This window comes from Thiocapsa sp. (assembly GCF_035467215.1).
Taxonomy (GTDB): Bacteria; Pseudomonadota; Gammaproteobacteria; order Chromatiales; family Chromatiaceae; genus Thiocapsa.
This window is the reverse complement of sequence record NZ_DATITZ010000164.1, coordinates 1-21,071: the sequence shown is the minus strand read 5'-3', so window position 1 is coordinate 21,071 and position 21,071 is coordinate 1. Positions and strand designations below refer to the sequence as shown.

General features: G+C 64.8%; 19 protein-coding genes. 13 read left to right on the top strand and 6 right to left on the bottom strand.

The genetic code is table 11. The features are described from left to right. Positions 1-509: 509 nt before the first annotated feature. The 6 genes from VLR48_RS09265 (at position 510) to VLR48_RS09240 (ending at position 6,172) form a co-directional block, all read left to right on the top strand. A complete protein-coding gene (locus VLR48_RS09265) occupies positions 510-1,574 on the top strand; it encodes an IS110 family transposase (RefSeq protein ID WP_325291507.1) in 1,065 nt (354 codons plus the stop codon). A gap of 604 nt (positions 1,575-2,178) precedes the next feature. Next, positions 2,179-2,751: a DUF3365 domain-containing protein gene (locus tag VLR48_RS09260; protein ID WP_325291506.1), complete on the top strand. Its 573-nt coding sequence runs from the start codon at positions 2,179-2,181 to the stop codon at positions 2,749-2,751. 85 nt (positions 2,752-2,836) lie between these two features. Beyond that, positions 2,837-3,436, top strand: coding sequence for a hypothetical protein (locus VLR48_RS09255; RefSeq protein ID WP_325291505.1), 600 nt, complete (start codon positions 2,837-2,839; stop codon positions 3,434-3,436). Between the two features lie 105 nt (positions 3,437-3,541). Beyond that, on the top strand, positions 3,542-4,735 hold the full coding sequence (locus VLR48_RS09250) for a protoporphyrinogen/coproporphyrinogen oxidase (RefSeq protein WP_325291504.1): 1,194 nt from the start codon (positions 3,542-3,544) through the stop codon (positions 4,733-4,735). 139 nt (positions 4,736-4,874) lie between these two features. Next, positions 4,875-5,354 (top strand): CreA family protein, encoded by a 480-nt coding sequence (locus VLR48_RS09245; protein WP_325291503.1) that lies wholly within the window; start codon positions 4,875-4,877, stop codon positions 5,352-5,354. A gap of 215 nt (positions 5,355-5,569) precedes the next feature. Next, the gene (locus VLR48_RS09240; protein ID WP_325291502.1) at positions 5,570-6,172 is read left to right on the top strand and encodes a 2OG-Fe(II) oxygenase; all 603 of its coding nucleotides are present in this window, start codon (positions 5,570-5,572) and stop codon (positions 6,170-6,172) included. A 51-nt stretch (positions 6,173-6,223) separates the two neighbouring features. Here the strand turns inward: VLR48_RS09240 and dksA are convergent, their stop codons facing one another. Next, on the bottom strand, positions 6,224-6,649 hold the full coding sequence (gene dksA, locus VLR48_RS09235) for an RNA polymerase-binding protein DksA (RefSeq protein WP_325291501.1): 426 nt from the start codon (positions 6,647-6,649) through the stop codon (positions 6,224-6,226). A gap of 566 nt (positions 6,650-7,215) precedes the next feature. Between dksA and VLR48_RS09230 the strand changes: the two genes are divergently transcribed. The 4 genes from VLR48_RS09230 (at position 7,216) to VLR48_RS09215 (ending at position 11,247) form a co-directional block, all read left to right on the top strand. Further along, positions 7,216-8,742: a TonB-dependent receptor gene (locus VLR48_RS09230; protein WP_325291500.1), complete on the top strand. Its 1,527-nt coding sequence runs from the start codon at positions 7,216-7,218 to the stop codon at positions 8,740-8,742. A gap of 188 nt (positions 8,743-8,930) precedes the next feature. After that, positions 8,931-9,824 (top strand): metal ABC transporter substrate-binding protein, encoded by an 894-nt coding sequence (locus VLR48_RS09225; RefSeq protein WP_325291499.1) that lies wholly within the window; start codon positions 8,931-8,933, stop codon positions 9,822-9,824. Then, positions 9,821-10,420 carry an ATP-binding cassette domain-containing protein gene (locus VLR48_RS09220; protein ID WP_325291498.1) on the top strand — a complete coding sequence of 200 codons (600 nt, stop codon included), beginning with the start codon at positions 9,821-9,823 and terminating at the stop codon, positions 10,418-10,420. Before VLR48_RS09225 ends, VLR48_RS09220 begins: the two co-directional genes overlap by 4 nt. Next, positions 10,417-11,247: a metal ABC transporter permease gene (locus VLR48_RS09215; protein ID WP_325291497.1), complete on the top strand. Its 831-nt coding sequence runs from the start codon at positions 10,417-10,419 to the stop codon at positions 11,245-11,247. Before VLR48_RS09220 ends, VLR48_RS09215 begins: the two co-directional genes overlap by 4 nt. Before the next feature lie 185 nt (positions 11,248-11,432). Here the strand turns inward: VLR48_RS09215 and VLR48_RS09210 are convergent, their stop codons facing one another. After that, positions 11,433-11,999, bottom strand: coding sequence for an NUDIX hydrolase (locus tag VLR48_RS09210; protein WP_325291496.1), 567 nt, complete (start codon positions 11,997-11,999; stop codon positions 11,433-11,435). A gap of 207 nt (positions 12,000-12,206) precedes the next feature. On the opposite strand from VLR48_RS09210, the gene putP reads away from it, so the two are divergent. The 3 genes from putP to phoR all read left to right on the top strand — a co-directional run bounded on the left by putP (position 12,207) and on the right by phoR (position 16,028). Continuing rightward, entirely contained in the window at positions 12,207-13,709 is a 1,503-nt protein-coding gene (gene putP / locus VLR48_RS09205) for a sodium/proline symporter PutP (RefSeq protein ID WP_325291495.1), read from the top strand. A 196-nt stretch (positions 13,710-13,905) separates the two neighbouring features. After that, on the top strand, positions 13,906-14,592 hold the full coding sequence (gene phoB, locus VLR48_RS09200; protein WP_325291494.1) for a phosphate regulon transcriptional regulator PhoB: 687 nt from the start codon (positions 13,906-13,908) through the stop codon (positions 14,590-14,592). A 5-nt stretch (positions 14,593-14,597) separates the two neighbouring features. Further along, on the top strand, positions 14,598-16,028 hold the full coding sequence (gene phoR, locus VLR48_RS09195) for a phosphate regulon sensor histidine kinase PhoR (protein ID WP_325291493.1): 1,431 nt from the start codon (positions 14,598-14,600) through the stop codon (positions 16,026-16,028). A 401-nt stretch (positions 16,029-16,429) separates the two neighbouring features. Here the strand turns inward: phoR and ihfB are convergent, their stop codons facing one another. The 4 genes from ihfB to aroA all read right to left on the bottom strand — a co-directional run bounded on the left by ihfB (position 16,430) and on the right by aroA (position 20,698). Beyond that, positions 16,430-16,771 (bottom strand): integration host factor subunit beta, encoded by a 342-nt coding sequence (gene ihfB, locus VLR48_RS09190; protein ID WP_325291492.1) that lies wholly within the window; start codon positions 16,769-16,771, stop codon positions 16,430-16,432. An 83-nt stretch (positions 16,772-16,854) separates the two neighbouring features. Then, positions 16,855-18,534 (bottom strand): 30S ribosomal protein S1, encoded by a 1,680-nt coding sequence (gene rpsA / locus VLR48_RS09185; RefSeq protein WP_325291491.1) that lies wholly within the window; start codon positions 18,532-18,534, stop codon positions 16,855-16,857. Between the two features lie 138 nt (positions 18,535-18,672). Continuing rightward, positions 18,673-19,344 carry a (d)CMP kinase gene (gene cmk, locus VLR48_RS09180; RefSeq protein ID WP_325291490.1) on the bottom strand — a complete coding sequence of 224 codons (672 nt, stop codon included), beginning with the start codon at positions 19,342-19,344 and terminating at the stop codon, positions 18,673-18,675. Between the two features lie 4 nt (positions 19,345-19,348). Next, positions 19,349-20,698 (bottom strand): 3-phosphoshikimate 1-carboxyvinyltransferase, encoded by a 1,350-nt coding sequence (aroA, locus tag VLR48_RS09175; protein ID WP_325291489.1) that lies wholly within the window; start codon positions 20,696-20,698, stop codon positions 19,349-19,351. Between the last annotated feature and the right edge of the window lie 373 nt (positions 20,699-21,071).

The following is a 21,071-nucleotide window of genomic DNA, read 5'->3' as shown; positions in this document are numbered from 1 at the left end:
ATTTGCCCCGGCGAGCGACGAGACTGTGACGAAGGTCACATTCTGACAAATTCCGGTGCCAAGGTGGCTCAATTCGGCGCGATTGATACGGGTCCACGGGAGTCCGTCGGTCGTTCCGCGCCGATTTTCCGGGCCGAAACTTTGGGGAAAACGCGGCAGACCAGATTACCGCTAGATACTGCGCAAGTTGTATCGAACGACTATCGGTCTGGTCCGCCTTTTGCTTTTTGGATACACGACATTCTGTAGCGGTCCAGTCTATGCCTTCGGACTACCCTATCGACATGACGTATCGGTGCGCCAGGCGTTCCATTTACCTCGCCGTGCCAAACTGATCAGCGCGGCGCGCTGGATCGTCCGGCTCGGCGCCCCCAGGGGGGCTTGCTCATAAACCCGGCCAGGTCGCGGTAGGGTAATGGGATGGTCCGCCCCGCTCCTCCAACGAGCCCTTAGCGGGCACAATGAGCGACGTCATCGAACATCGTCAACCGAGGTAACGGAGCGGACCAATGAGCGAGCATAGCAAAGAGCGGATCGTCACGCTGGTGGGCATCGACCTGGCCAAGAACAGCTTTCACGTGCACGGTGTGGACGCGCAGGGCAAGGCGGTGTTCAGCAAAAAGCTGAGCCGGGCCAAGTTCAGCCCGTTTGTGGCCAACCTGCCGGCCTGCACGGTGGCGATGGAGGCGTGCGGCAGTGCCCATCACTGGGCACGGCGGTTTCGCACCTTCGGTCACGAGGTGCGGCTGATTGCCCCGCAGTTCGTCAAACCGTTCGTGAAGACGAACAAGAACGATGCCCGCGATGCCGAGGCGATCGCCGAGGCGGCGCAGCGCCCGACCATGCGCTTCGTGGCGGTGAAGACGGTGGAGCAGCAGGACGTGCAGGCGATTCACCGCATGCGCAGCCTGACGGTGGAGCGGCGTACCGCGCAGATCAACCAAATCCGCGGGTTGTTGCTGGAATACGGCCTGGAGATCCCGCAGGGCCGCGCGGCCGTCGCCCGACGCCTGCCCGAGATTCTCGAAGATGCCGAAAACGGCTTGAGCGACCGTTTTCGGGCAGAGCTCAACGCCCTGGCCGAGGAACTGCGTCACCTCGACGAACGGGTTGCCCACTACGACACACAAATCAACGAGATCGCCCGCAACGATACGCAGGCGCAGCGCCTGATGACGATCCCCGGTATCGGCGCCATCTGCGCGACCGCCTTGTCGGCGGCGGTCGGGGAGGATCCGACGCTGTTCGGCAACGGCCGCGCGCTGGCCGCCTGGATCGGCTTGGTGCCGCGACAGGACAGCACTGGCGGGCGCGAGCGTCTGCTCGGCATCAGCAAGCGCGGCGACGTCTATGTGCGCCAGCTGCTGATCCACGGGGCCCGCTCGGTGCTGCGTTGGGTCGAGCGTAAGGAGGATGCCACCAGCCGCTGGGCGACGGCGCTGAAGACCCGCCGTCACACCAATGTCGCCGTCGTGGCGCTGGCCAACAAGATCGCACGGGTCGCCTATGCGGTGATGACGAGCGGCAAGCCCTACGACCCGGCGGCCGGCAAGCCGATCCAGGCCGCCGCCTGAGGCCGGCGAGGCGACTTCACCCGGGATAAACCGCGACCCATCGGTCGCCACAACCGAGTCACGAGTCACGAGTCACGAGTCACGAGTCACGAGTACCAAGCACCAAGCACCAAGCACCACGAGTTGCGAAGAGTGAATATCACTGTGATGGCATGAAAGGCACAGCCTGCCTCCCCGAAAACCTGGCTTATCCAGTAGCCGGCTTAGCCGAGACTGTTAGGGTGATGAGGACGGGAAGGCGCGCGTATTCCATCAGGGCACGCGGATCGGTGACACCACCCCCGATGATGCCGGATATATGGCTGCAACGTCTCCTTCTGCCAAAAACAGCGGTTTCCCTCTTGCATCGCGGGGCGGACCATATATGGATAAGCGCCGTCGGGTGGGTTTTCGTGTGCGATGCATCGAAAAAGCAATGCGTGCCGGGCCGATCCCGTCTAGAGTTCCTCACGACGTCCGAGCGTGCGGAACTCTCGATGATCGATCCGTCAAAGACAGCGAGCCTCGCGCCGGGAACTCAGATAGGCAACCCGCCCGAACCGCTCCAAACCCATTCGTCCACCTCGACCCGACACCCCAAACCATCGACCCGGAGACCTTGCGCATGAAGCTGATCGCACGCCTGACCGCTGCAACCGCCATCCTCGCCACGACGACGCTCAGCGCCGAGACGGCACCGAACCCAAACGCTGAAGAGGCCAAAGGGATCGTCAAAGAGTTTGCCACCACACTGCAGGGCGAGCTGCAGGCCGCCATCAAGGAGGGCGGACCGACCAACGCCATCGCGGTCTGCCAAGACCGCGCACCCGCCATCGCAGCCGACCTCTCCGAGCGCTCCGGTTGGGAGGTCGGTCGGACCAGCCTCAAGACCCGCAACACCGCCGACAATACCCCGGATGCCTGGGAGCAGAAGGTCCTCGCGGACTTCGACGCCCGTCGCGCCGCGGGAGAAGACGTGCAGCCCATGGGCTATGCCGAGGTCGTCGAGACCGCCGACGGCAAGACTTTTCGCTTCATGAAGGCAATCCCGACCGGCGAGGTCTGCCTCGCCTGTCACGGCACCGACATCACGCCGGAGGTCGCGGCAGCGATCGATGAGCGCTATCCTGACGACATGGCACGCGGCTACAGCCTCGGCGACGTGCGAGGTGCATTCAGCCTGTCCAAGCCGCTCTGACCCGACCCCACCCGGGCGCCCAGCCCGGGCGATCGCTCCAGCATCGCTCCGGGCTCTGCTCCGAGCCACCGACACGACATCAACCATGGCCGAGAGACGGTTCGACCTCAGCTACAAGGGCGATCTGGCTCCCGGAGCCGATCTCGCGCGGGCGCGCGAGCGCCTGACGGCGCTCTTCAAACTCAGCGCGACAGGTGCCGAGCGCCTCTTCACCGGGCGGCCGGTGATCGTCAAACGCAACGTGGACGCCGCGACCACGGCACGCTTTACCGAGGTCTTCGAGCAAGCCGGCGCCCTCCTGACGGTGACACCGCTGGACCCGCCCCTGAACATAGAAGCGCCATCCGGCAAAGCGCCCGGAACCGCACCCGCGTCGCACCGCAACCATCCGCTGCGGCCGGAATCGCCCGAAGGCAGCGGCGCCGACGCCCTCCCCCTCTCGCTGGCGACCACCCAAGACGACTTTCTCGAACCGACACGCACGGTTAACATAGCGGCCTTCGACACAGGCGAGCTGAGCCTCGTCTCGGGGCAGAACTGGAGCCTGTCGGACTGCGAGCTGCCGCCCGCGCCGATCCCGATTCCCGACATCGGCTATCTTTCGCTGGCCGAGATGGAGCCACCGGCGGAGGGATCGCAGACCGAGAGCCCTCGCAGCGAGGAGACCCGGGATCCGCCCGGCTGACGCATTCGCCTAAACCGCGTCAGCTCCGACAGTTGTCGGGGCTGACGCGGCCAAACTAATCCAACAAACCACGCATACCGCCCCGGTTCGGTTTAAGAGCAGAATATGAGCAGGGATTTGGACCATATCGTCATCGGCGCCGGCATCAGCGGCTTGGGCGCCGCCCATTTCGCCGCCCGCCGCAGTCGCCGGACGCTCGTACTGGAGTCCTCGGACCGTGTCGGCGGTTGCATCAACAGCCAGAGTTTTCCGGAGCTCGGCGGCTTCTGGACCGAGGCCGGCGGTCACACCTGCTTCAATAGCTACGGCAATCTGCTGTCGATCCTGGACGATCTCGGATTGACCCGACACGTTCAGCCCAAGGGGAAGGTCGGCTATCTTCTCTGGAAAGGCGGGCAGCGCGGCTCGATCCTCTCGGCGCTGCACCTCTGGGAGGCGGTGCGCTCGATTCCGAAGATCTTCTCCGCCCCCAAGGAAGGGCGCAGCGTCTCCGACTACTACGGCGACGTGCTCGGACAACGCAACTACCGTGACCTGCTGCGTCACGCCTTTCAGGCCGTGATCTGCCAGCCGGCCGACGACTACCCCGCCGAGGCCCTGTTTCGTCGCAAACCGCGCCGCAAGGACGTGATCAAGGCATTCACCTTCTCGACCGGACTCTCCGCCATCCCGGCGGCGATCGCCGCGCAGAAGGGGCTCGAGGTCCGCACCGGACAACAGATCTCCGCGATCGAGCGCGAGGGCGGCGGCTTTCGCGTCACGGCCGGCGGGGAGACGTTGACCTGTGGCTCGCTCACCCTCGCCGTGCCGCCCGATGTCGCCTCCGCGTTGATGCCGGCCGGCTTCGACGCCGCACGGGCCGCGATCACGGATATCGGCGTGGCCGAGATCGAGACCCTGGTTTTGGCGTTCCGCACCTCGGACCTTGGACTCAAACCCATTGCCGGCCTCATCGCGGTGGACGAGGCATTCTACTCGGCCGTCTCGCGCGATTTTCTCGCGGACCCGAGCTACCGCGGATTCGCCTTCCACTTCCGACCCGGCGTGCTGAGCGAGCAGGCCCAGATCGAGCGCGCCTGTTTCGCGCTGGGCACCACGCCGCGCCACATCGCGGCGCAGGCGCGGGTGCGCAATCGTTTGCCTGCTCTGCGCACGGGCCATACCGCGCGGGTACGACGGCTCGACGAAACCCTTGCCGGGACGCGGCTCGCCGTCACCGGAAACTGGTTCCTCGGCGTCTCCATCGAGGACGCCCTGACACGCAGCCGCAGCGAGTCCGATCGACTCTTCGCGGGATAAGGTCATTTCCGGGAAAGCATCGACCAACATGTAGGGGCGACTTTAGTCGCCCGGTAAGCATTGGTGACACGCACGGCCGGGATGATCATTACCGGAAAGCGCCTAAGGCTCAACATCGCCACCAATCGAGATCGACCTCATGAGAACACACATCGCGCTCGGGCTGGCCCTGTTCTTCCTGATCGGCACGGCCGCCGCCGAGATCATCGGCAGCGTCGCCACCAAGTTCAAGTGGATGGGCCCGAACGACAAGGTCGTCATCGAGGTCTTCGAAGACGAGGCGATCCCGGGCGTGGCCTGTTATCTGAGTCGCGCCAAGACGGGGGGTGTTTCGGGTGCGGTCGGCGTCGCGGAGGACACCTCCGATGCGGCGATCCATTGCGCCCAGGTCGGTCCCATCACGCTGAGCGACGACATTCGCGACGGCAAGCAGGACGGCGACGAGGTCTTCAAGAAGCGCACCTCTCTGTTGTTCAAGAGCCTCCAGGTCGTGCGCTTCTACGACGCGCCCCGTCATACGCTGGTCTATTTGAGCTACAGCGACAGGGTCATCGAAGGCTCGCCCAAGAACAGCATCACGGCCGTGCCGATTCTGCCTTGGGGCGGCCGCGCGCCATAGGGCGATTGACGAAAAACCCGGTACCAGAGGTTGTGCCGACGACACGAGGCACAGCTTGAGCCGACGGTTGGACGTACCTCGCACGGCGCGGCGCAAGGTGCGGCGTTGCGTTTGGGAAGCCCGGCACCTCGAAGAAGGTGTCTCGTGCAAAAAGAATCGGCGGCGGAGCGCACACTCGACCCGATCTCGACGGAACGAAGGGGGAAGACAGCTCGATGAAACAAGCCATGCCGGATTCGCAAGGAACCACGAAAAGGATCGCGCTCGGCGGGAGCGAACCCGCTCCTGCAGTGCCGAACCGAGTCGGTTGGTCCAACGCCGACGTCCATCGCTGCGGACTTGCCGACGCCGAGCGGATCAACACGGCCATCGTGGCTGCGGTGAACGGGATGCGAGAGGGTGATTTCGAGCGTCGCACCCATTTTATCGGCGGTCGGTTCGAAAATCTGTACATCGAGCGCACACGCATCCCGGCGGTACTGCCGGTCCTGGATCAGGCGCTCGCCTGCGCCGCTCTGATCCTCGGGCAATCGCCCGGGAAGCTGCGCTGCGGGTTTTGGCTCAATCTCACGGGGCCGGGTCAAAGCACCTCGGAGCACACCCACGACGAGCACGACGAGCTGCTCTCCGGCGTCTATTACGTCGCGATCCCGCCGGACTCGGGCGATCTGATCCTCTACGACGGGCCATCGACGATTCACATCGAGCCCCGTGCCGGAACCTTCCTCTTCTTCCCGCCGCATCTCCCGCATGCCGTCGAGACCAATCGCAGTGGGTTGCCGCGCCTGTCGATCGGCATCAATATCGGCCCGCGCTGAGCACCGACCGGCCCGCACCGCCCCCGCCCGGGGACGGGGCCGGGACCGGCCTCACATGGCACCGCTCAATTGCTGGCGCTCCTTGATCTCGCGACGCTCCTGCGCCTCGACCGAGAGGGTCGCAACCGGACGTGCCTCCAAGCGCGCCAGGCCGATCGGCTCGCCGGTCTCCTCGCAGTAGCCGTAGCTTCCGTCCTCGATACGCTCCAACGCCTCGTCGATCTTGTGGACCAGCTTGCGACAACGGTCGCGGGTCCTCAGCTCGAGCGCCTGATCCGCCTCGCGGGTGGCGCGATCCACATCGTCGCCGACCTCTTGATGGGCGGTATCGCGCAAGCCGTCGAGCGTTCCTTGGGCCTCTTCCAAAAGCTCGGCGCGCCAAGCGAGCAGCTTGGCGCGAAAGTAGGCGAGCTGTCGCTCGTTCATGTACTCCTCATCCGGACCGGGAGAATAGTCGGACCCTGGATCCTCTGCCATCGGACACCCCCTCACCTTGACGCAGATCGAATATGTAATAACATAACAAGCCTCCAGCACCCTCCTTGTGGAGGCTGACCCGGACACGCTGTCGACACCCGGACAGAACAACCCGTCGGTCCCGATGCAACACCCTGTTTGCGAGCAAACCGCCGCAGATCTCGCCGGCATACCGCGACGGGTTATGCACCGCGCACCGTCCTAGGCCTCGGGCGGTCGGACCGCCGGCAATCCAGGTGACATCCGCTGAGCATCGCGTATTCGGGTGGCCTTCGGCAAGTCTATCGGAGGCAAGCCGTTCCCGGTCGCCGGTCCGGCCACCGAAAACGCAAGCGGTCCACCGGGATGGTGGAGCCAAAACCGCCCTTGCGCAGCGCTGCGGCTGAATCGACCTCGGTCTATGCACCTGCGCATGACGTTCCTGCAATCCCAGAGAGCTCGCGTTACCTATGAAATGTTATAACCTCGACTTACGGGGTCCGGTTGCGGACGGGCCTGCGATCCGGCACCGGCTCACGCGAAGATCCGGGCTAGGGATCGCCATCGCATTGGCCTTGTCGACACCGATGACCGCGTTCGCCGCCACGGACGCCGAGATCGCGGAGCTCCGCGCGATGGTGGATCAGATGAAGTCCGAGTACGAGCGCCGGATCCAGGATCTCGAGTCCCGCCTCGCGCAGGCGGAGCGTGACGCGACTCGGGCGGCAACGCGTTCGGAGTCGGCTGCGGCTCGCGCGGAGCAAGCCGCGCGGGTCGCCTCGGCCGAGTCCCGACCGATGACCGCGCCGCTCGTCACGCCGCCCGCGAGCCCGGAGCCGGGCAAGACGGGTCTCGGCGCACTGGGCTCGGGCAATGCGTTCAACCCGCAGATCTCGGTCTTCCTCGACGGCAACTATTACAATGACGGGATCGACGGCGAGGGTGCGGCGCTCGTCGGACTCGCCTACCAGCCTTCGCTCCGTGCCGACCAGGGTCACGACCACGACGACGAGGAGCACGGAGGCCACGCGCACGGCCTCGCCGAGAACGGCTTCAACTTCCGGGAGGCCGAGATCGCCTTCTCCGCGACCGTCGACCCCTACTTCGATGCCTCCCTGTTCATCGCGATCGACGGGGACGGCACCGTCGAGCTGGAAGAGGGCTACTTTCAGACCCGCAGCCTCCCGGCCGGACTGCGCGTGAAAGGCGGCAAGTTCCTCAGCGACTTCGGCTACATCAATCGGCAGCATCCCCATCAATGGGACTTCGTCGATCAGAACCTGCCCTACCTGAATCTGCTCGGCCCGCACGGGCTTCAGGACACCGGGCTTCAACTGACCTGGCTCCCGAAGCTGCCTTTCTATACCCTGCTCGGCGTCGAAGGCCTGCAAGGCAACCAAGAGATCTTCGGGGCGACCTTGGGCGACGACGACCGGGCGGCGCTGGAGCTCGACGACCCCGACGACGGCCCGCGGCTCTGGACCGCCTTCGCCAAGGTCGCACCCGAGATCGGGGTCAATCATGCGCTTCAGCTCGGGCTGTCCTACGCGAACAACACCCAGCACCAAGAGGTGCAAGAGCATACCCATGGTCACGACGACGACGCTCATGACGAGGATCACGAGATCGAGATCCACAGCAATGGTCTCGCCGGCAACGCACAGCTGTGGGGTGTCGACCTCGTCTACAAGTACGACGGCGGCGGCGCCCACGGACACAAGAGCGTTAAGTTTCAGAGCGAGTACCTTCGCTCGATCAAGGAGATGACGATCACCTCGAGCGCCCATCCGGAGATCGTCGGCTCACGCCGCACCTTCACCACGGACGGGCTCTATGCCCAGGCGATCTATGGATTCGCCCCGAAATGGACGGCCGGACTCCGTTACGATGTGCTCGGGATGACAAACGAGATTAGCGACGGTAAGGACGCGAGCTTCGGCTCGTCGGATCGGTGGGCCTTCGATGTCACCTGGAACCTCTCGGAGTTCTCGCGACTGCGCGCCCAATATGCGCACAACGACATTTTGCAGGCGCCGGGCGAGCGCGAGCGGTTCGACGCCTTTTACCTTCAGTTCCTGGTGAGTATGGGCTCGCACGGGGCACACCCCTTCTGAAATCGCGCCTTGCTGAAATCGCGTCCCGCTGAAATCGCGTCCCGCGGGACATGCAGCGGGTTCACGCGGGATCGGGATCCTCATGTGTCCCCGATCTTGGAGCCGACGCGATTTCAGGATGGATCAGTCTTGGTTTACATCGGTTCGAAATCGTCGTTTTGTTTTACGCGGTTGACCCGGGAGTCGTCATGGTCAAAGGTCTTGTTGGATTCATTCTCGGAGGTCTGCTGACCTTCGGGGCAGCGCAGGCCGCCGAGCTCGATGTCGTGGCGACCAGCTCGAGTATCGGCGCATTGGCTCGCACGGTCGGTGCCGGGCGCGTGCAGGTCACGGTGCTAGCCTCACCGGATCGCGATCTGCATATGCTCCAAGCCAAGCCGACCATGATTCGCGAAATGCGCGACGCGGATCTGGTCGTCGCGGTGGGTGCTGAGCTCGAGGTCGGCTGGCTGCCGGTGGCGATCGGCAGTGCCGCCAACCCGCGGATCCTGCCCGGCCAGCCGGGCTATTTCGAGGCCGCGGCCCAGGTCGAGCTCTTGGAGATCGGCGCGCCGGCGGATCGTGCGCTCGGCGATGTCCATCCGGTGGGCAACCCGCACGTCAACATGGATCCGGTGCGGATGGCGATCGTCGCGTCCGCACTGAGCGAGCGCATGGCACTGCTCGATCCTGCGGGCGCCGAGACCTATCGGGCCAACGCGCGCTCCTTCGCCGCTGCGGTCGAGCAACGCATGGACGCTTGGCAAGCCCAGCTAGCGAGTGCACCGGGCGTGGTCCTCTATCATCGAGATGCGCTCTATCTGCTCGATCGCTTCGATGTTCCGCTGCTGGGCACCATCGAGGAGATCCCGGGCGTACCGCCGACGGCCCAGCAGATCAAAACCCTGTCGGAGCGGCTTCGGGATCGACCCGGCGTGATCGTCTATGCCCCTTACGCCTCGGCACAGGCACCGGAACGCCTGGCCAAGGGCTTGGGTTGGGAAGCCCGCCGTCTCTCGCTCGACCCACCGATGGGCGCCGACGGAGTCGGTTATCTCGACCACATCGACCTCTGGGTGGACACCCTGTCGCAAGCTCGGTGAGCGGGCCGCTGCTACGCGTGGAGGATCTCGTCGCCGGCTATGGCCGGCCGGTGGTCGGGCCCCTCTCGCTCGACGTCTTCCCCGGCGAGGTGGTCGGTCTTTGGGGCGCGAACGGGTGCGGCAAGTCCACGCTGCTCAACGCCATTGCCGACCGCGCTGACCTGCTCGCCGGACGGATCCTGCGGATGCCCGGTCTGGTCATCGCCTATCAGGCGCAGCAGCCGATCCGCCTGGCGAGCATGCCGGTGACGGGACGCGAGCTGCTGCACTTTGCCGGCGCGTCCTTGCAGGGGATGCCCGCCGCCATCCAAGCGGTTTCGAGACAGCGCATCGACCGCCTGAGCGGCGGTCAGTATCAGCTCTTGTGCGTCTGGGCCGCCATCGCCGGTCGGGCCGATCTGATCCTGCTCGACGAGCCCACCAACAACCTCGATCCCGAGCGGGAGGCCCTGTTGACCGAGATGCTCGCCCCGAGCCGGCTCGCCCGTCGAAATAGGAACGGCGCGCAATCTCTACCGGACCGGGGCGTGCTGCTCGTCAGCCACGAGCGACGATTTCTCGAGGAAACTTGCTCGCGAATGATCGAGATCGCATGAACGCGCTCGATCTCCTTCTAGATCCCTTGTTTCGGCTGCCGGTGATCACCGGGATGGCCATCGCGCTGGTCTTGCCGCCGATCGGGGCCTTGCTGCTGCTTCGAGATGAATGGCTGGCCGCACTCGGGCTGGCGCAACTGGCCGCCGCGAGCGCTCTGCTCGGACTCGCGCTCGGTCTGCCCGCGGTGCTCGGCGCACCGCTCGGCGCGCTGGCCGGCGGCGCGGTCAAATCATTCACCGGGGCACGCGGCAATCTCGCCTACGGATTCATGATCCTGTTCGGGTGGTCGGCGCTCTTTCTGATCGCAGCCAACACCAGTCTCGGCGCGACACTCGGGCATGCGCTCGTCGACGGTCAGCTCTATTTCGCGGGAGTGCTGGAATTGATCGCCGCACTCGCGCTCGCCGGGCTCTCCGCGGCCGCCCTGCCCAGACTCGTGCCCCGGCTGATGCGCGCCCGTTTCTTTCCGCACGACGAGACCGCGAACCGCCTGCCGGCACACCGCTGGCACCTGAGCTTCGACCTGCTGACCGCCCTCGCCATGGCGATCGGGACGGCGACTGTCGGTCTGATGGGCGCCTTCGCACTCGTCTTGGTGCCGGCTTGGATCGCCTTTCGAATCGCCCCCGGCTGGACCTGGACGCTGGTGCTCTGCGGTTTGATCGGCGTCGGCGGCTATCTGCTGGCCTATCTCGCGGCACTGGCGCTGGACCAGCCCTTCGGCCCGGTGCTGGTCGCTGCGCTGATCACGCTGGCCGCGACGGTCGAGGCGGGGCGAGTTCTGATCGGGCGAATACGTCTTATGCGCCCGCGGCCGGTGCGTTGAACCGCGTCCAGAGCGAGATACTCACGTTCGAATGAACTCGACGTTTGGTGCATCCATAACCCTTAATGGGGGACGCGGCTCAACATGATCTGTTTTTATATTCTAAACCGCGCCGGCTCCAACGGTCGTCAAGACTGCCGGGGCCGATCCCACCCAAAAACATCGCATACCGCGCTGGGCGCGGTTTAGCAGCCCGCGTCCTCGGAGAGCATTTCGAGGGCACCCTTGATCATGCCGTGCGCGCGATAGAGACCGATGAGTGTCTTGGCGTCGGTGATCTCGCCGTCGTTGCACCAATCGAGCGCTTGGGCCAGAGGCAGCCAATGGATCTCGATCAGCTCGTCGTGCTCATGGACGTGGGGCTGGCGGGTCAGCCCGCGGGCCATCCAGAGGTGAATCACCTCGGTGAAGACCCCCGGCGAGCTGTGCATGTGTCCGAGATCGGTCCAATCCTCGGCGAGCAGACCCGCCTCCTCCGCCAACTCTCGCGTCGCGGTCTCGATCGGCGTCTCGCCCGGGTCGATCTTTCCGGCCGGAAGCTCCCAGAGCCAACCGTCCGCCGCATGTCGAAACTGGCGCAGCAGACAGACCCGGTCCTGCTCGTCCAGGGCAACCGTTGCCGCCCCGCCGGGGTGACGGATGATCTCGAGCTGCACCTCCTGCCCGGAGGGCATGGCGACAGTCTCGAGGGCGACGTCGATCACCCGTCCTTGAAAGACAGGCTCACGTTTCAGGATCCGTGCTTCGCTCATGGGAGATTCCTCAGATCTGGTCAATGCGCCGGTGCGGCCCGAAGCCGACATGCGAGCTGGTGCGTCGACAGGGGCACAGCAGGAGGCGAAAACTCCGCTCGTTGGCTCGATGCTGACCCTCGGTTTGGTAACGACCGCCGGCAAACCCTAAACTAACGATCCGAGACCGATCCGACAAGGCGAATCGGCCAGCTGCAGGGACCCCGCATGTCGACCCAGAATCCATTCCTTCTCGCATTCACCTTCGCCGTCTACTTCGCGGTGGTCTGGATGATCGGTTGGTACGCCTATCGACGCACCCGGGATCTATCCGACTTCATCCTCGGCGGGCGGCGGCTCGGCAGCGGGGTGGCCGCATTGAGCGCAAGCGCCTCGGACATGAGCGGCTGGCTGCTGCTCGGCCTACCCGGATTCGCCTACGCGGCCGGCGTGGAGTCGATCTGGCTCGCCGGCGGCCTCTTGCTCGGCACCTGGGCGAACTGGCGCCTGGTCGCGGCACGCCTGCGTGTCTTCAGCATGGCGTACGGCAACGCCCTGACCCTGCCGGAATATTTCGCCAACCGTTTCGATGACCGGGCGGGATGGCTGCGCGGCATCGCCGCCCTGTTCATCCTGCTGTTTTTTCTGCTCTACACCAGCGCCGGCTTGGTGGCGGGGGGCAAGCTCTTCCAATCCGTATTCGGTTTGCCCTACATCTGGGCGGTGTCGATCGGGGTGCTGTCCATCATGGTCTACACCGCGGTCGGCGGGTTTCTGGCCGTCTCCTGGACCGACGTCCTGCAGGGGATGCTGATGGCGGTGGCCCTCGTCGCCGTGCCTTGGGTGGCCCTGTCGCAGATCGGCGATACCGCTTTGGCGCTCGAGGTGATCGAGGCCGCGAACCCGAACCTCCTGGATCCCTTCACCCGCGCCGACGGCAGCGCGTTGGGCTTTATCGGTATCCTGTCCCTGGCGGCCTGGGGCCTGGGTTATTTCGGTCAGCCGCATATCCTCGCCCGATTCCAGGCCATCGCGTCGCCGCGAAAGGTCCCGATGGCGCGCTGGATCGCCGTCACCTGGGTCGCATTCACGCTCGCGGGCGCCACCTTGACCGGTCTTGCCGGCATCCTGATCATCGAGCAGCCGCTCGCGCCCGAGGCGCGCGAGACCGTCTTTATCCTGCTCGTGGATCTGCTGTTTCATCCGTTGATCGCAGGTTTTCTCCTGGCCGCCATCCTTGCCGCGATCATGAGTACCGCCGACTCCCAGCTGTTGGTGTCGTCGTCGACCTTTACCGAAGACCTCTATCGCACCCTGCTCCGGCGCACGGCCGGGGCGCGCGAGCTGGTCGCCGTCGGGCGGATCACGGTCGTCGTGATCGCGGCCGCTGCCTTCTGGCTGGCACTGGACCCGGATGCCATGGTGCTCGATCTGGTCGCCTACGCCTGGGCCGGCTTCGGTGCAGCCTTCGGCCCGGTTCTGGTCCTCTCGCTGTATTGGCCGCGCATGACCGGTCTCGGTGCGCTCGCCGGGATCCTGGTCGGCGGCTTGACAGTCCTGGGATGGCGACAGCTCCAGGGCGGGATTTTCGACCTGTACGAGATCGTGCCGGGCATCCTCCTCGGGACACTCGCGATCGTTTTGGTCAGTCGCGCGGACAAGAGCAAACACGAGGGACTCGCTGCCCGCTTCACCAAGGTCGAGGCCGAGCTGAAGGCGCTGCCGTCATAGCACCGTCATCAAACCTCAATAGAATGCGCGTCAGTCGACTTGCCCCATCAGGCGAGGCCACGTGAGCCTTGGCGGACCCGCACTGCGCATTCGAGGTCATCACCCGAACCGCGTCGACGGCGACGGTGGAAAGCCGCTGCGGGGCCGAGGCCCATTTGAAACATCTCAGATCACTCTCGACACGGTTCAGAACACCATGACCACCATTCTTGTCGTCGACGATGAACCGGATATTCGCGAGGTCATGCGTTTCGCACTCGAAAACGCCGACTATCGCGTGATCGAGGCCGCCCATGCGGATGAGGCGCGCAAGCTCCTGACCAACGAAAGCCCGGACCTCATCCTTCTCGACTGGATGCTGCCGGGGCGCTCGGGTCTCGAGCTGGCCCAACAGCTCAAGCAGAGCCCCAAGAGCCGCGCCGTACCCATCATCATGGTCAGCGCTCGCGGCGAGGAGGAGGACCGGATCAAGGGTCTCGATACCGGGGCCGACGACTACATCGCCAAGCCCTTCTCGCCGCGCGAGATGGTTGCTCGCGTGAAGGCGGTCCTGCGGCGCGCGAAGACCGACGAGCCGGCGGACGAGATCGACGTCGGGGGTCTGCGCATCGACAACATCAGTCATCGCGTCACCGCCGAGGGACGTCCCGTCGACATCGCCCCGACCGAATATCGACTCCTGCATTTCTTCATGACCCACGCCGATCGTGCCTTCAGCCGCTCGCAGCTGCTCGATCAGGTCTGGGGCGATCAGGTCTATGTGGAAGAACGCACGGTCGACGTGCATGTCCGCCGCCTGCGCAAGGCACTCGAGACGTCGGGCCATGACCGACTGCTCCAGACCGTGCGCGGCGTGGGCTATCGTTTCTCGGACAAGACCTGACGCGCTTGGCCGCCAAGCCGCACCCACGAGGAGAGTCCTGGCGTCGTGCCCTGTCGTTCGAGTTGTGGCTGTTCACGGCCACGATCGTCCTGTGCACCGTGCCGTGGCTGGTCGCGTCCGAATGGGCTTGGGCCTGGACGCCCATCCTCGTCGCCTATCTGCTGCGTCATCTCTACCTGCTCACGCATCTCGCGCTCTTGATCCGGCGTCACCACCGGCTCATCCCGCCCTTTCCGCGCGGCCTCTGGGGCGAGATCTATCGCAGCATCGCGCAGTATCAGCAACGCGGGCGCAAGGGGCGCAAGCGCCAGATCCGCTTCACCCGTCGCTTTCGCGAGGCCGCCAACGCGGTCCCGGACGGCCTGGTCATCCTCGATAAGCTGCATCGAGTCGATTGGGCAAATCCCGCGGCGGCGCGCCTGATGAACGTGCATTGGCCCGAGGACGACGGGCGGCCGCTGTTCGAGATCCTGACCCATCCGGATCTCAAGGACTTCGTCGAGACCGGCGAATCCTTAAGACCGATGGATTTCGCCCCGGAGCACAACCGCGCCCTGATGCTGTCGCTGCGCATCACCCCCTTCGGGGAGCGCAAACGCCAGCGCCTCGTGGTCGCACGTGACATCACCAAGATCTATCACCTGAACATGATCCGGCGCGACTTCGTCGCCAACGCATCCCATGAGCTGCGCACGCCCTTGACCGTCATCGCCGGCTTCCTCGAGGGCCTGATCGACGCCGCGGCCACACCGCCGAATCATCGTCGTCCCTTGACCCTGATGCACAATCAGGCCGAGCGCATGCGCCTCATCATCGAAGACCTGCTGACACTTTCGCGCCTGGAGATGCACGAGCACCCGGAGGTGCAGGAGCCTGTCGATGTCCCGGACGAGCTGCATCTGATCCTTCAAGAGGCCCATGCACTGAGCAACGGCCGGCATGAGTTATCGACCGACATCGACGAGAATCTGCTCCTGCTCGGAAGCCCGCCCGAGCTGCGCAGCGCCTTCTCCAATCTCATCTTCAACGCGATCAAGCACACCCCGGACGGGACCGAGATCCGCATCCGCTGGTCGGCATGGAACGACCGCCTGGAGCTGCGCGTGGAAGACAACGGACCCGGCATCGAGCCCGAGCATCTGCCGAGGCTAACCGAACGTTTTTATCGGATCGACAAGGCCCGGTCGCGCGAATCCGGAGGCACCGGACTCGGTCTCGCCATCGTCAAGCACATCATGAACCGGCACGATGCGCGCCTGCTGATTGCAAGCGAGATCGATCGGGGCTCGGCCTTTACCTGCGTCTTCCCGCGCGATCGAGCCATTGCCCGAGAAGACCCCGAACACACCGCTGCGCCTCGGGCAGCGACGGAGCCGAGATCCGAGACCCGCGTCGTCGCGCCGCAAGCCCCACGGTCGCTTCGGGCACGGGGATAACACGCGGACAAGGGGTACTCGACGGACTGCCGATGCCTGCACGCAGGTCTAGGATCCCGACTCGGTCCCGGGGTAAACAACTTGGGCAACCGTGCAACAACAGGTGATCCATCTTAGCCCCTCTCCCCTCGCGGGAGAGGGGTTGGGGAGAGGGGGAGAATGAACCGGAACGGCTAAGTTGTTTCTGAACCGTTACCAGACGATCTCACAGAAAGAGACGCCCCGTCCGTAGGTGCGAATTGATTCGCACAGCCGACGTGGCGGCACCGCCGAGCGCCTCGCGGGCGAAACCAGCGTGTAGGCGAATACATTCGCACCGACAGCTTAGAGCATGGCGATCAGGGTACGGAAGGTACAGACCGAAAGGGCACCGCAGAACGCGGTGCCCGGTAGTACAAGGATCAGCGAGAGGCAGCGACAAGCGGGATGCGCTCTTCTTCCTGCATGCCCTGCTCGTCTTGAAACGCTTGGTTGACGCGGTCCCGGAGCTCCTTGCCGGGCTTGAAATGGGGGACGTGCTTCCCGGCCAGGGCGACTGAATCGCCGGTCTTCGGGTTACGCCCGATCCGGGGCGGCCGGTAGTGCAGCGAAAAGCTTCCGAAACCTCGGATCTCGATCCGCTCGCCGGTGGCAAGCGCCGTGCTCATGCGATCGAGGGTCTTGCGAACCGCCTCCTCCACGTCTTTGTAGGGAAGGTGGTCTTGCGCCGCCGCCAGAACGTCGATCAGCTCGGATTTTGTCATGGTGTCGACTCCTGGAAAAGGAGAAGGGGCCCGCATGACGGGCCCCGCCTAAAGAGACATCAATCAAGAGGTCACGAAGGGAATCAGCCCCCGCGCTGGGCCTCTTCCATCTGCTCTTTGAGGAGATCGCCAAGGGTCGTCGCGGTGGACGGATCGCGCGAGTAGCCCTTGATGGCCGCCTGCTCTTCCTCGACATCCTTCGCCTTCATAGAGAGCGAAAGGGTGCGATTCTTGCGATCGACGCCCAGGAACTTGGCCTCGATCTCTTCGCCCGCCTTCAGAACGGCACGGGCATCCTCGATGCGGTCGCGCGAGATCTCGGAGGCACGCAGATAGCCTTCCACGCCGTCGGCCAGGGCGATGGTCGCACCCTTGGGATCCACGTCCAGGATGACGCCGGTAACGACGCTGCCCTTCTCGTGCAGGGCGACGAAGCTGGAGAAGGGATCCTTATCCAACTGCTTGACACCCAGGGAGATACGCTCGCGCTCCGGATCGACCGACAGCACCACCGTCTCCAGCTCATCACCCTTCTTGTAGCGACGCAGGGCCTGCTCGCCGGCTTCGTCCCAGGAGATGTCGGAGAGATGCACCAGACCGTCGATGCCGCCGTCCAGACCGATGAAGATGCCGAAGTCCGTGATGGACTTGATCTTGCCGGAGACGTGATCGCCCTTCTTGTGGGTGACGGCGAACTCGTCCCAGGGGTTCATGGCGCACTGCTTGATGCCGAGCGAGATGCGGCGACGCTCCTCGTCGATATCCAGCACCATGACCTCGACCTCGTCGCCGAGGTTGACGACCTTGCTCGGGTGGATGTTCTTGTTGGTCCAATCCATCTCGGAGACGTGGACCAGACCCTCGACGCCCTCTTCGATCTCCACGAAGCAGCCGTAGTCGGCGATGTTGGTGACCTTGCCGAAGACACGGGTGCTCTCGGGATAGCGACGCGAGATATTGACCCAGGGGTCCTCGCCCATCTGCTTCAGACCCAGGGAGACGCGCTGACGGTCACGGTCGAACTTGAGCACCTTCACGGTGACCTCGTCGCCGATCTCGACCACCTCGGAGGGATGCTTGACGCGACGCCAGGCCATGTCCGTGATGTGCAGCAGGCCATCGATGCCGCCCAGATCCAGGAAGGCGCCGTAGTCGGTCAGGTTCTTGACGATACCCTTGACCTCCATGCCCTCTTCCAGGTTCTTCAGCAGGGTATCGCGCTCGGCGCTGTATTCCTCTTCCACCACCGCGCGGCGGGAGACGACGACATTGTTGCGCTTGCGATCAAGCTTGATGACCTTGAATTCCTGCTCCTTGCCTTCGAGGTAGGTGGTGTCGCGCACCGGGCGCACATCCACCAGCGAACCCGGCAGGAAGGCGCGCACGGTGCCCAGGTCGACGGTGAAACCGCCCTTGACCTTGCCGTTGATCATGCCCTTGACGGTATCGGCAGCCTCGAACGCCTTCTCCAGATGATCCCATGCGGCGAACCGCTTTGCCTTCTCGCGCGAGAGACGGGTCACGCCGAAGCCGTCCTCGACCGCGTCCAGGGCAACCTCGACCTCGTCGCCGACGGCGACCTCCAGCTGGCCATCCGGGCCGATGAATTGAATTCTGGGGATCACGCCCTCGGACTTGAGCCCGGCATTGATCACAACGTTGTCGGAGGTGATCTCGATCACGGTTCCGATAACGATGGTGCCAGGCTGCAGCTGGGTGGTGCTCAGACTCTGTTCAAATAGTTCGGCAAAGCTTTCGGTCATAAGATGAAATTATCCTGAGAACGGCGCGCTGACCCGTCCCATCCGGGACGAGGGGTATGAATGAGATGAAAAGGTCGGCGCATTCGGCGCCGACCCGACCGGATCGACAGAGGTACCGCGGGACGGACTGCCGATGTCTTAGAGGACCAGCTCCGGAAAGACGCGCCTCACCTCTTTCAGGACCCGATCGAGCACTTCTTGGATGGACATCGCGGTGGAATCCACGACGATCGCGTCGTCCGCCGCACACAAGGGTGCCACGCTGCGACCGCGATCACGCGCGTCCCGCGCCCGGATGTCTTCTACAAGGTCGGGGAGGTTAGCATCCAACCCCTTTCCTTTCAACTGTTTATAACGGCGATCCGCACGCACCTCGGCGCTGGCGTCGAGAAAGATCTTCAACGGGGCCAGCGGAAACACGACCGTGCCCATGTCCCGCCCGTCGGCGACCAGGCCGGGCGGGCCGGCCATGGCACGTTGGCGCTGCAGCAAGGCATCGCGCACCGGCGGATGGACGGCGACACGCGAGGCGGCCATCCCCGTCTGCTCGGTACGGATCGCCTCGCTCACGTCCTCGCCGTCCAGGAGCACCCGGCCGGAGACGAAGGCGACCGGCAGGTCGGCCGCGACCTCGGCGACGGCCTCGGCGTCGTCGAGCGACACCCCGCGGCGCTCCGCGGCCAGACCGAGCACGCGATAGAGCGCGCCGCTGTCCAGACAGCACCAGCCGAGTCGGTCCGACAGCAGCTCGGCAATCGTTCCCTTGCCCGTTCCGGACGGACCGTCGATCGTGATGACCGGGACCGGCATCGCCTTAGCCTCGGGTCGCTTGGATGCTCAAGCCGGCCGATGCGGCCAACTCGACGAACCCCGGGAAAGAGGTCTCGACGTTGGCGCAGTCCCGGATCGCGACCGGGCCGCTCGCCCGCAAGGCCGCGATGGCGAGAGACATGGCGATTCGATGGTCGCCGTGAGCATCGATCCAGGGAGCATCGATTGCCGCCGCATCGCCCGTCGAGCCCAGCGCCCCGCCGAAGATGCGCATCCCGTCCGGCAGCGGCTCGGCACAGACCCCGAGCTTGGCCAGACCGTCGGCCATCACCTGGATGCGGTCGCTCTCCTTCACCCGCAGCTCCTCCGCACCGGTGAGGATGGTCTCGCCCTCGGCACAGGCTGCGGCGATGAAGAGGACCGGCATCTCGTCGATCGCCAGCGGCACCTGATCGACCGGGATGCGGATTCCGCGCAGACGCGCATGACGTACCCGAATATCCGCAACCGGCTCACCGCCGGCCGTGCGCCGATCCATCAGCTCGATGTCCCCGCCCATGGCGCGCAGGATGTTGATGACGCCGACCCGCGTCTGATTGATCCCGACACCCTCCAGGATCAGATCCGAGCCGGGCGCAATGCTGGCGCCGACGAGGAAAAAGGCCGCAGAGGAGATGTCGGCAGGTATCGTCAACCGACAACCCGTCAGCCGTCCGCCACCGGTCAGGCAGACCTTGGACGCATGTCGCCGCACCGAGTAACCGAAGGCCGTGAGCATGCGCTCGGTGTGATCGCGCGTCGGCGCGGGCTCGGTCACGCAGGTCTCGCCCTCGGCATAGAGGCCCGCCAGCAAGAGGCTCGATTTCACCTGCGCGCTGGCCACCGGCATCACATAGTCGAGCCCCGTCAGACGATCCACCGGCGTGAGCTCAAGCGGCGCCGTACCGCCCTCGGTCGTGCCGATCCGCGCACCCATCTGCGCCAACGGCTCGGTAACGCGCCGCATCGGGCGTTTGGACAGAGAGGCATCGCCTATCAAGGTGACCGGGAACGACTGACCGGCCAAGAGACCCGAGAGCAACCGCATCGAGGTCCCCGAATTGCCCATGTCGAGCGGGCCGTCGGGGGCACGCAGACCCCGCATCCCGACACCCTGCACGCGCACCTCGCCGCCGTCTGGGCCTTCGATCCGCACGCCCATGCGCCGGAAGGCGTCCAAGGTCGCCAAGGCATCCGCGCCCTCGAGGAACCCGCTGATGCGGGTTTCACCCTCCGCGATCGCGGCCAGCATAATCGAGCGATGCGAGATCGACTTGTCGCCCGGAACGCGCAGGTGCCCGCGTAAGGTGCCGCCCGGCGCGACCAGGTAGCGGGTATCCGAAGGCTGTGCCAAGTGCTCTCCCGCGCGACTGCGCCCGGACGCTGAAAAGCCCGGTATGTTAGTCCTGCCGACGGAGTCGGTAAACTGTGGAATCACAGTCTCCCGCCGACCCCGCCGGGCCGAAGCCAATTATCGACGACCAGGCCCGATATCCGGTTGAATTCGGGTTCATTGCGCTTCGTGGCGTCGATAACGAATGTCGGTATCGAGCAAACAAAGAACGATTCAAAATCGACATGAACGGGTAGTCAGTTATAAAAAAGGTAACGGGGACCCTCATAGCTCGGCCGGCAGGTGCTTGACTTGTCGGTATGACCCGAGAACGTTGGAGGTGTCCCCATGAGCAAGCGTAGATATCGTTGTGTGGAAATCAAGCAGGTCGACT

Coding starts and splice junctions, on each gene's coding strand:
- VLR48_RS09245 (WP_325291503.1), top strand. CDS start 4,875: ATGAGAACACACATCGCGCTCGGGCTGGCCCTGTTCTTCCTGATCGGC.
- phoB (WP_325291494.1), top strand. CDS start 13,906: ATGACCACCATTCTTGTCGTCGACGATGAACCGGATATTCGCGAGGTC.
- VLR48_RS09250 (WP_325291504.1), top strand. CDS start 3,542: ATGAGCAGGGATTTGGACCATATCGTCATCGGCGCCGGCATCAGCGGC.
- VLR48_RS09230 (WP_325291500.1), top strand. CDS start 7,216: ATGACCGCGTTCGCCGCCACGGACGCCGAGATCGCGGAGCTCCGCGCG.
- VLR48_RS09240 (WP_325291502.1), top strand. CDS start 5,570: ATGAAACAAGCCATGCCGGATTCGCAAGGAACCACGAAAAGGATCGCG.
- cmk (WP_325291490.1), bottom strand. CDS start 19,344: ATGCCGGTCCCGGTCATCACGATCGACGGTCCGTCCGGAACGGGCAAG.
- VLR48_RS09210 (WP_325291496.1), bottom strand. CDS start 11,999: ATGAGCGAAGCACGGATCCTGAAACGTGAGCCTGTCTTTCAAGGACGG.
- rpsA (WP_325291491.1), bottom strand. CDS start 18,534: ATGACCGAAAGCTTTGCCGAACTATTTGAACAGAGTCTGAGCACCACC.
- dksA (WP_325291501.1), bottom strand. CDS start 6,649: ATGGCAGAGGATCCAGGGTCCGACTATTCTCCCGGTCCGGATGAGGAG.
- VLR48_RS09215 (WP_325291497.1), top strand. CDS start 10,417: ATGAACGCGCTCGATCTCCTTCTAGATCCCTTGTTTCGGCTGCCGGTG.
- VLR48_RS09260 (WP_325291506.1), top strand. CDS start 2,179: ATGAAGCTGATCGCACGCCTGACCGCTGCAACCGCCATCCTCGCCACG.
- ihfB (WP_325291492.1), bottom strand. CDS start 16,771: ATGACAAAATCCGAGCTGATCGACGTTCTGGCGGCGGCGCAAGACCAC.
- VLR48_RS09225 (WP_325291499.1), top strand. CDS start 8,931: ATGGTCAAAGGTCTTGTTGGATTCATTCTCGGAGGTCTGCTGACCTTC.
- VLR48_RS09265 (WP_325291507.1), top strand. CDS start 510: ATGAGCGAGCATAGCAAAGAGCGGATCGTCACGCTGGTGGGCATCGAC.
- putP (WP_325291495.1), top strand. CDS start 12,207: ATGTCGACCCAGAATCCATTCCTTCTCGCATTCACCTTCGCCGTCTAC.
- VLR48_RS09255 (WP_325291505.1), top strand. CDS start 2,837: ATGGCCGAGAGACGGTTCGACCTCAGCTACAAGGGCGATCTGGCTCCC.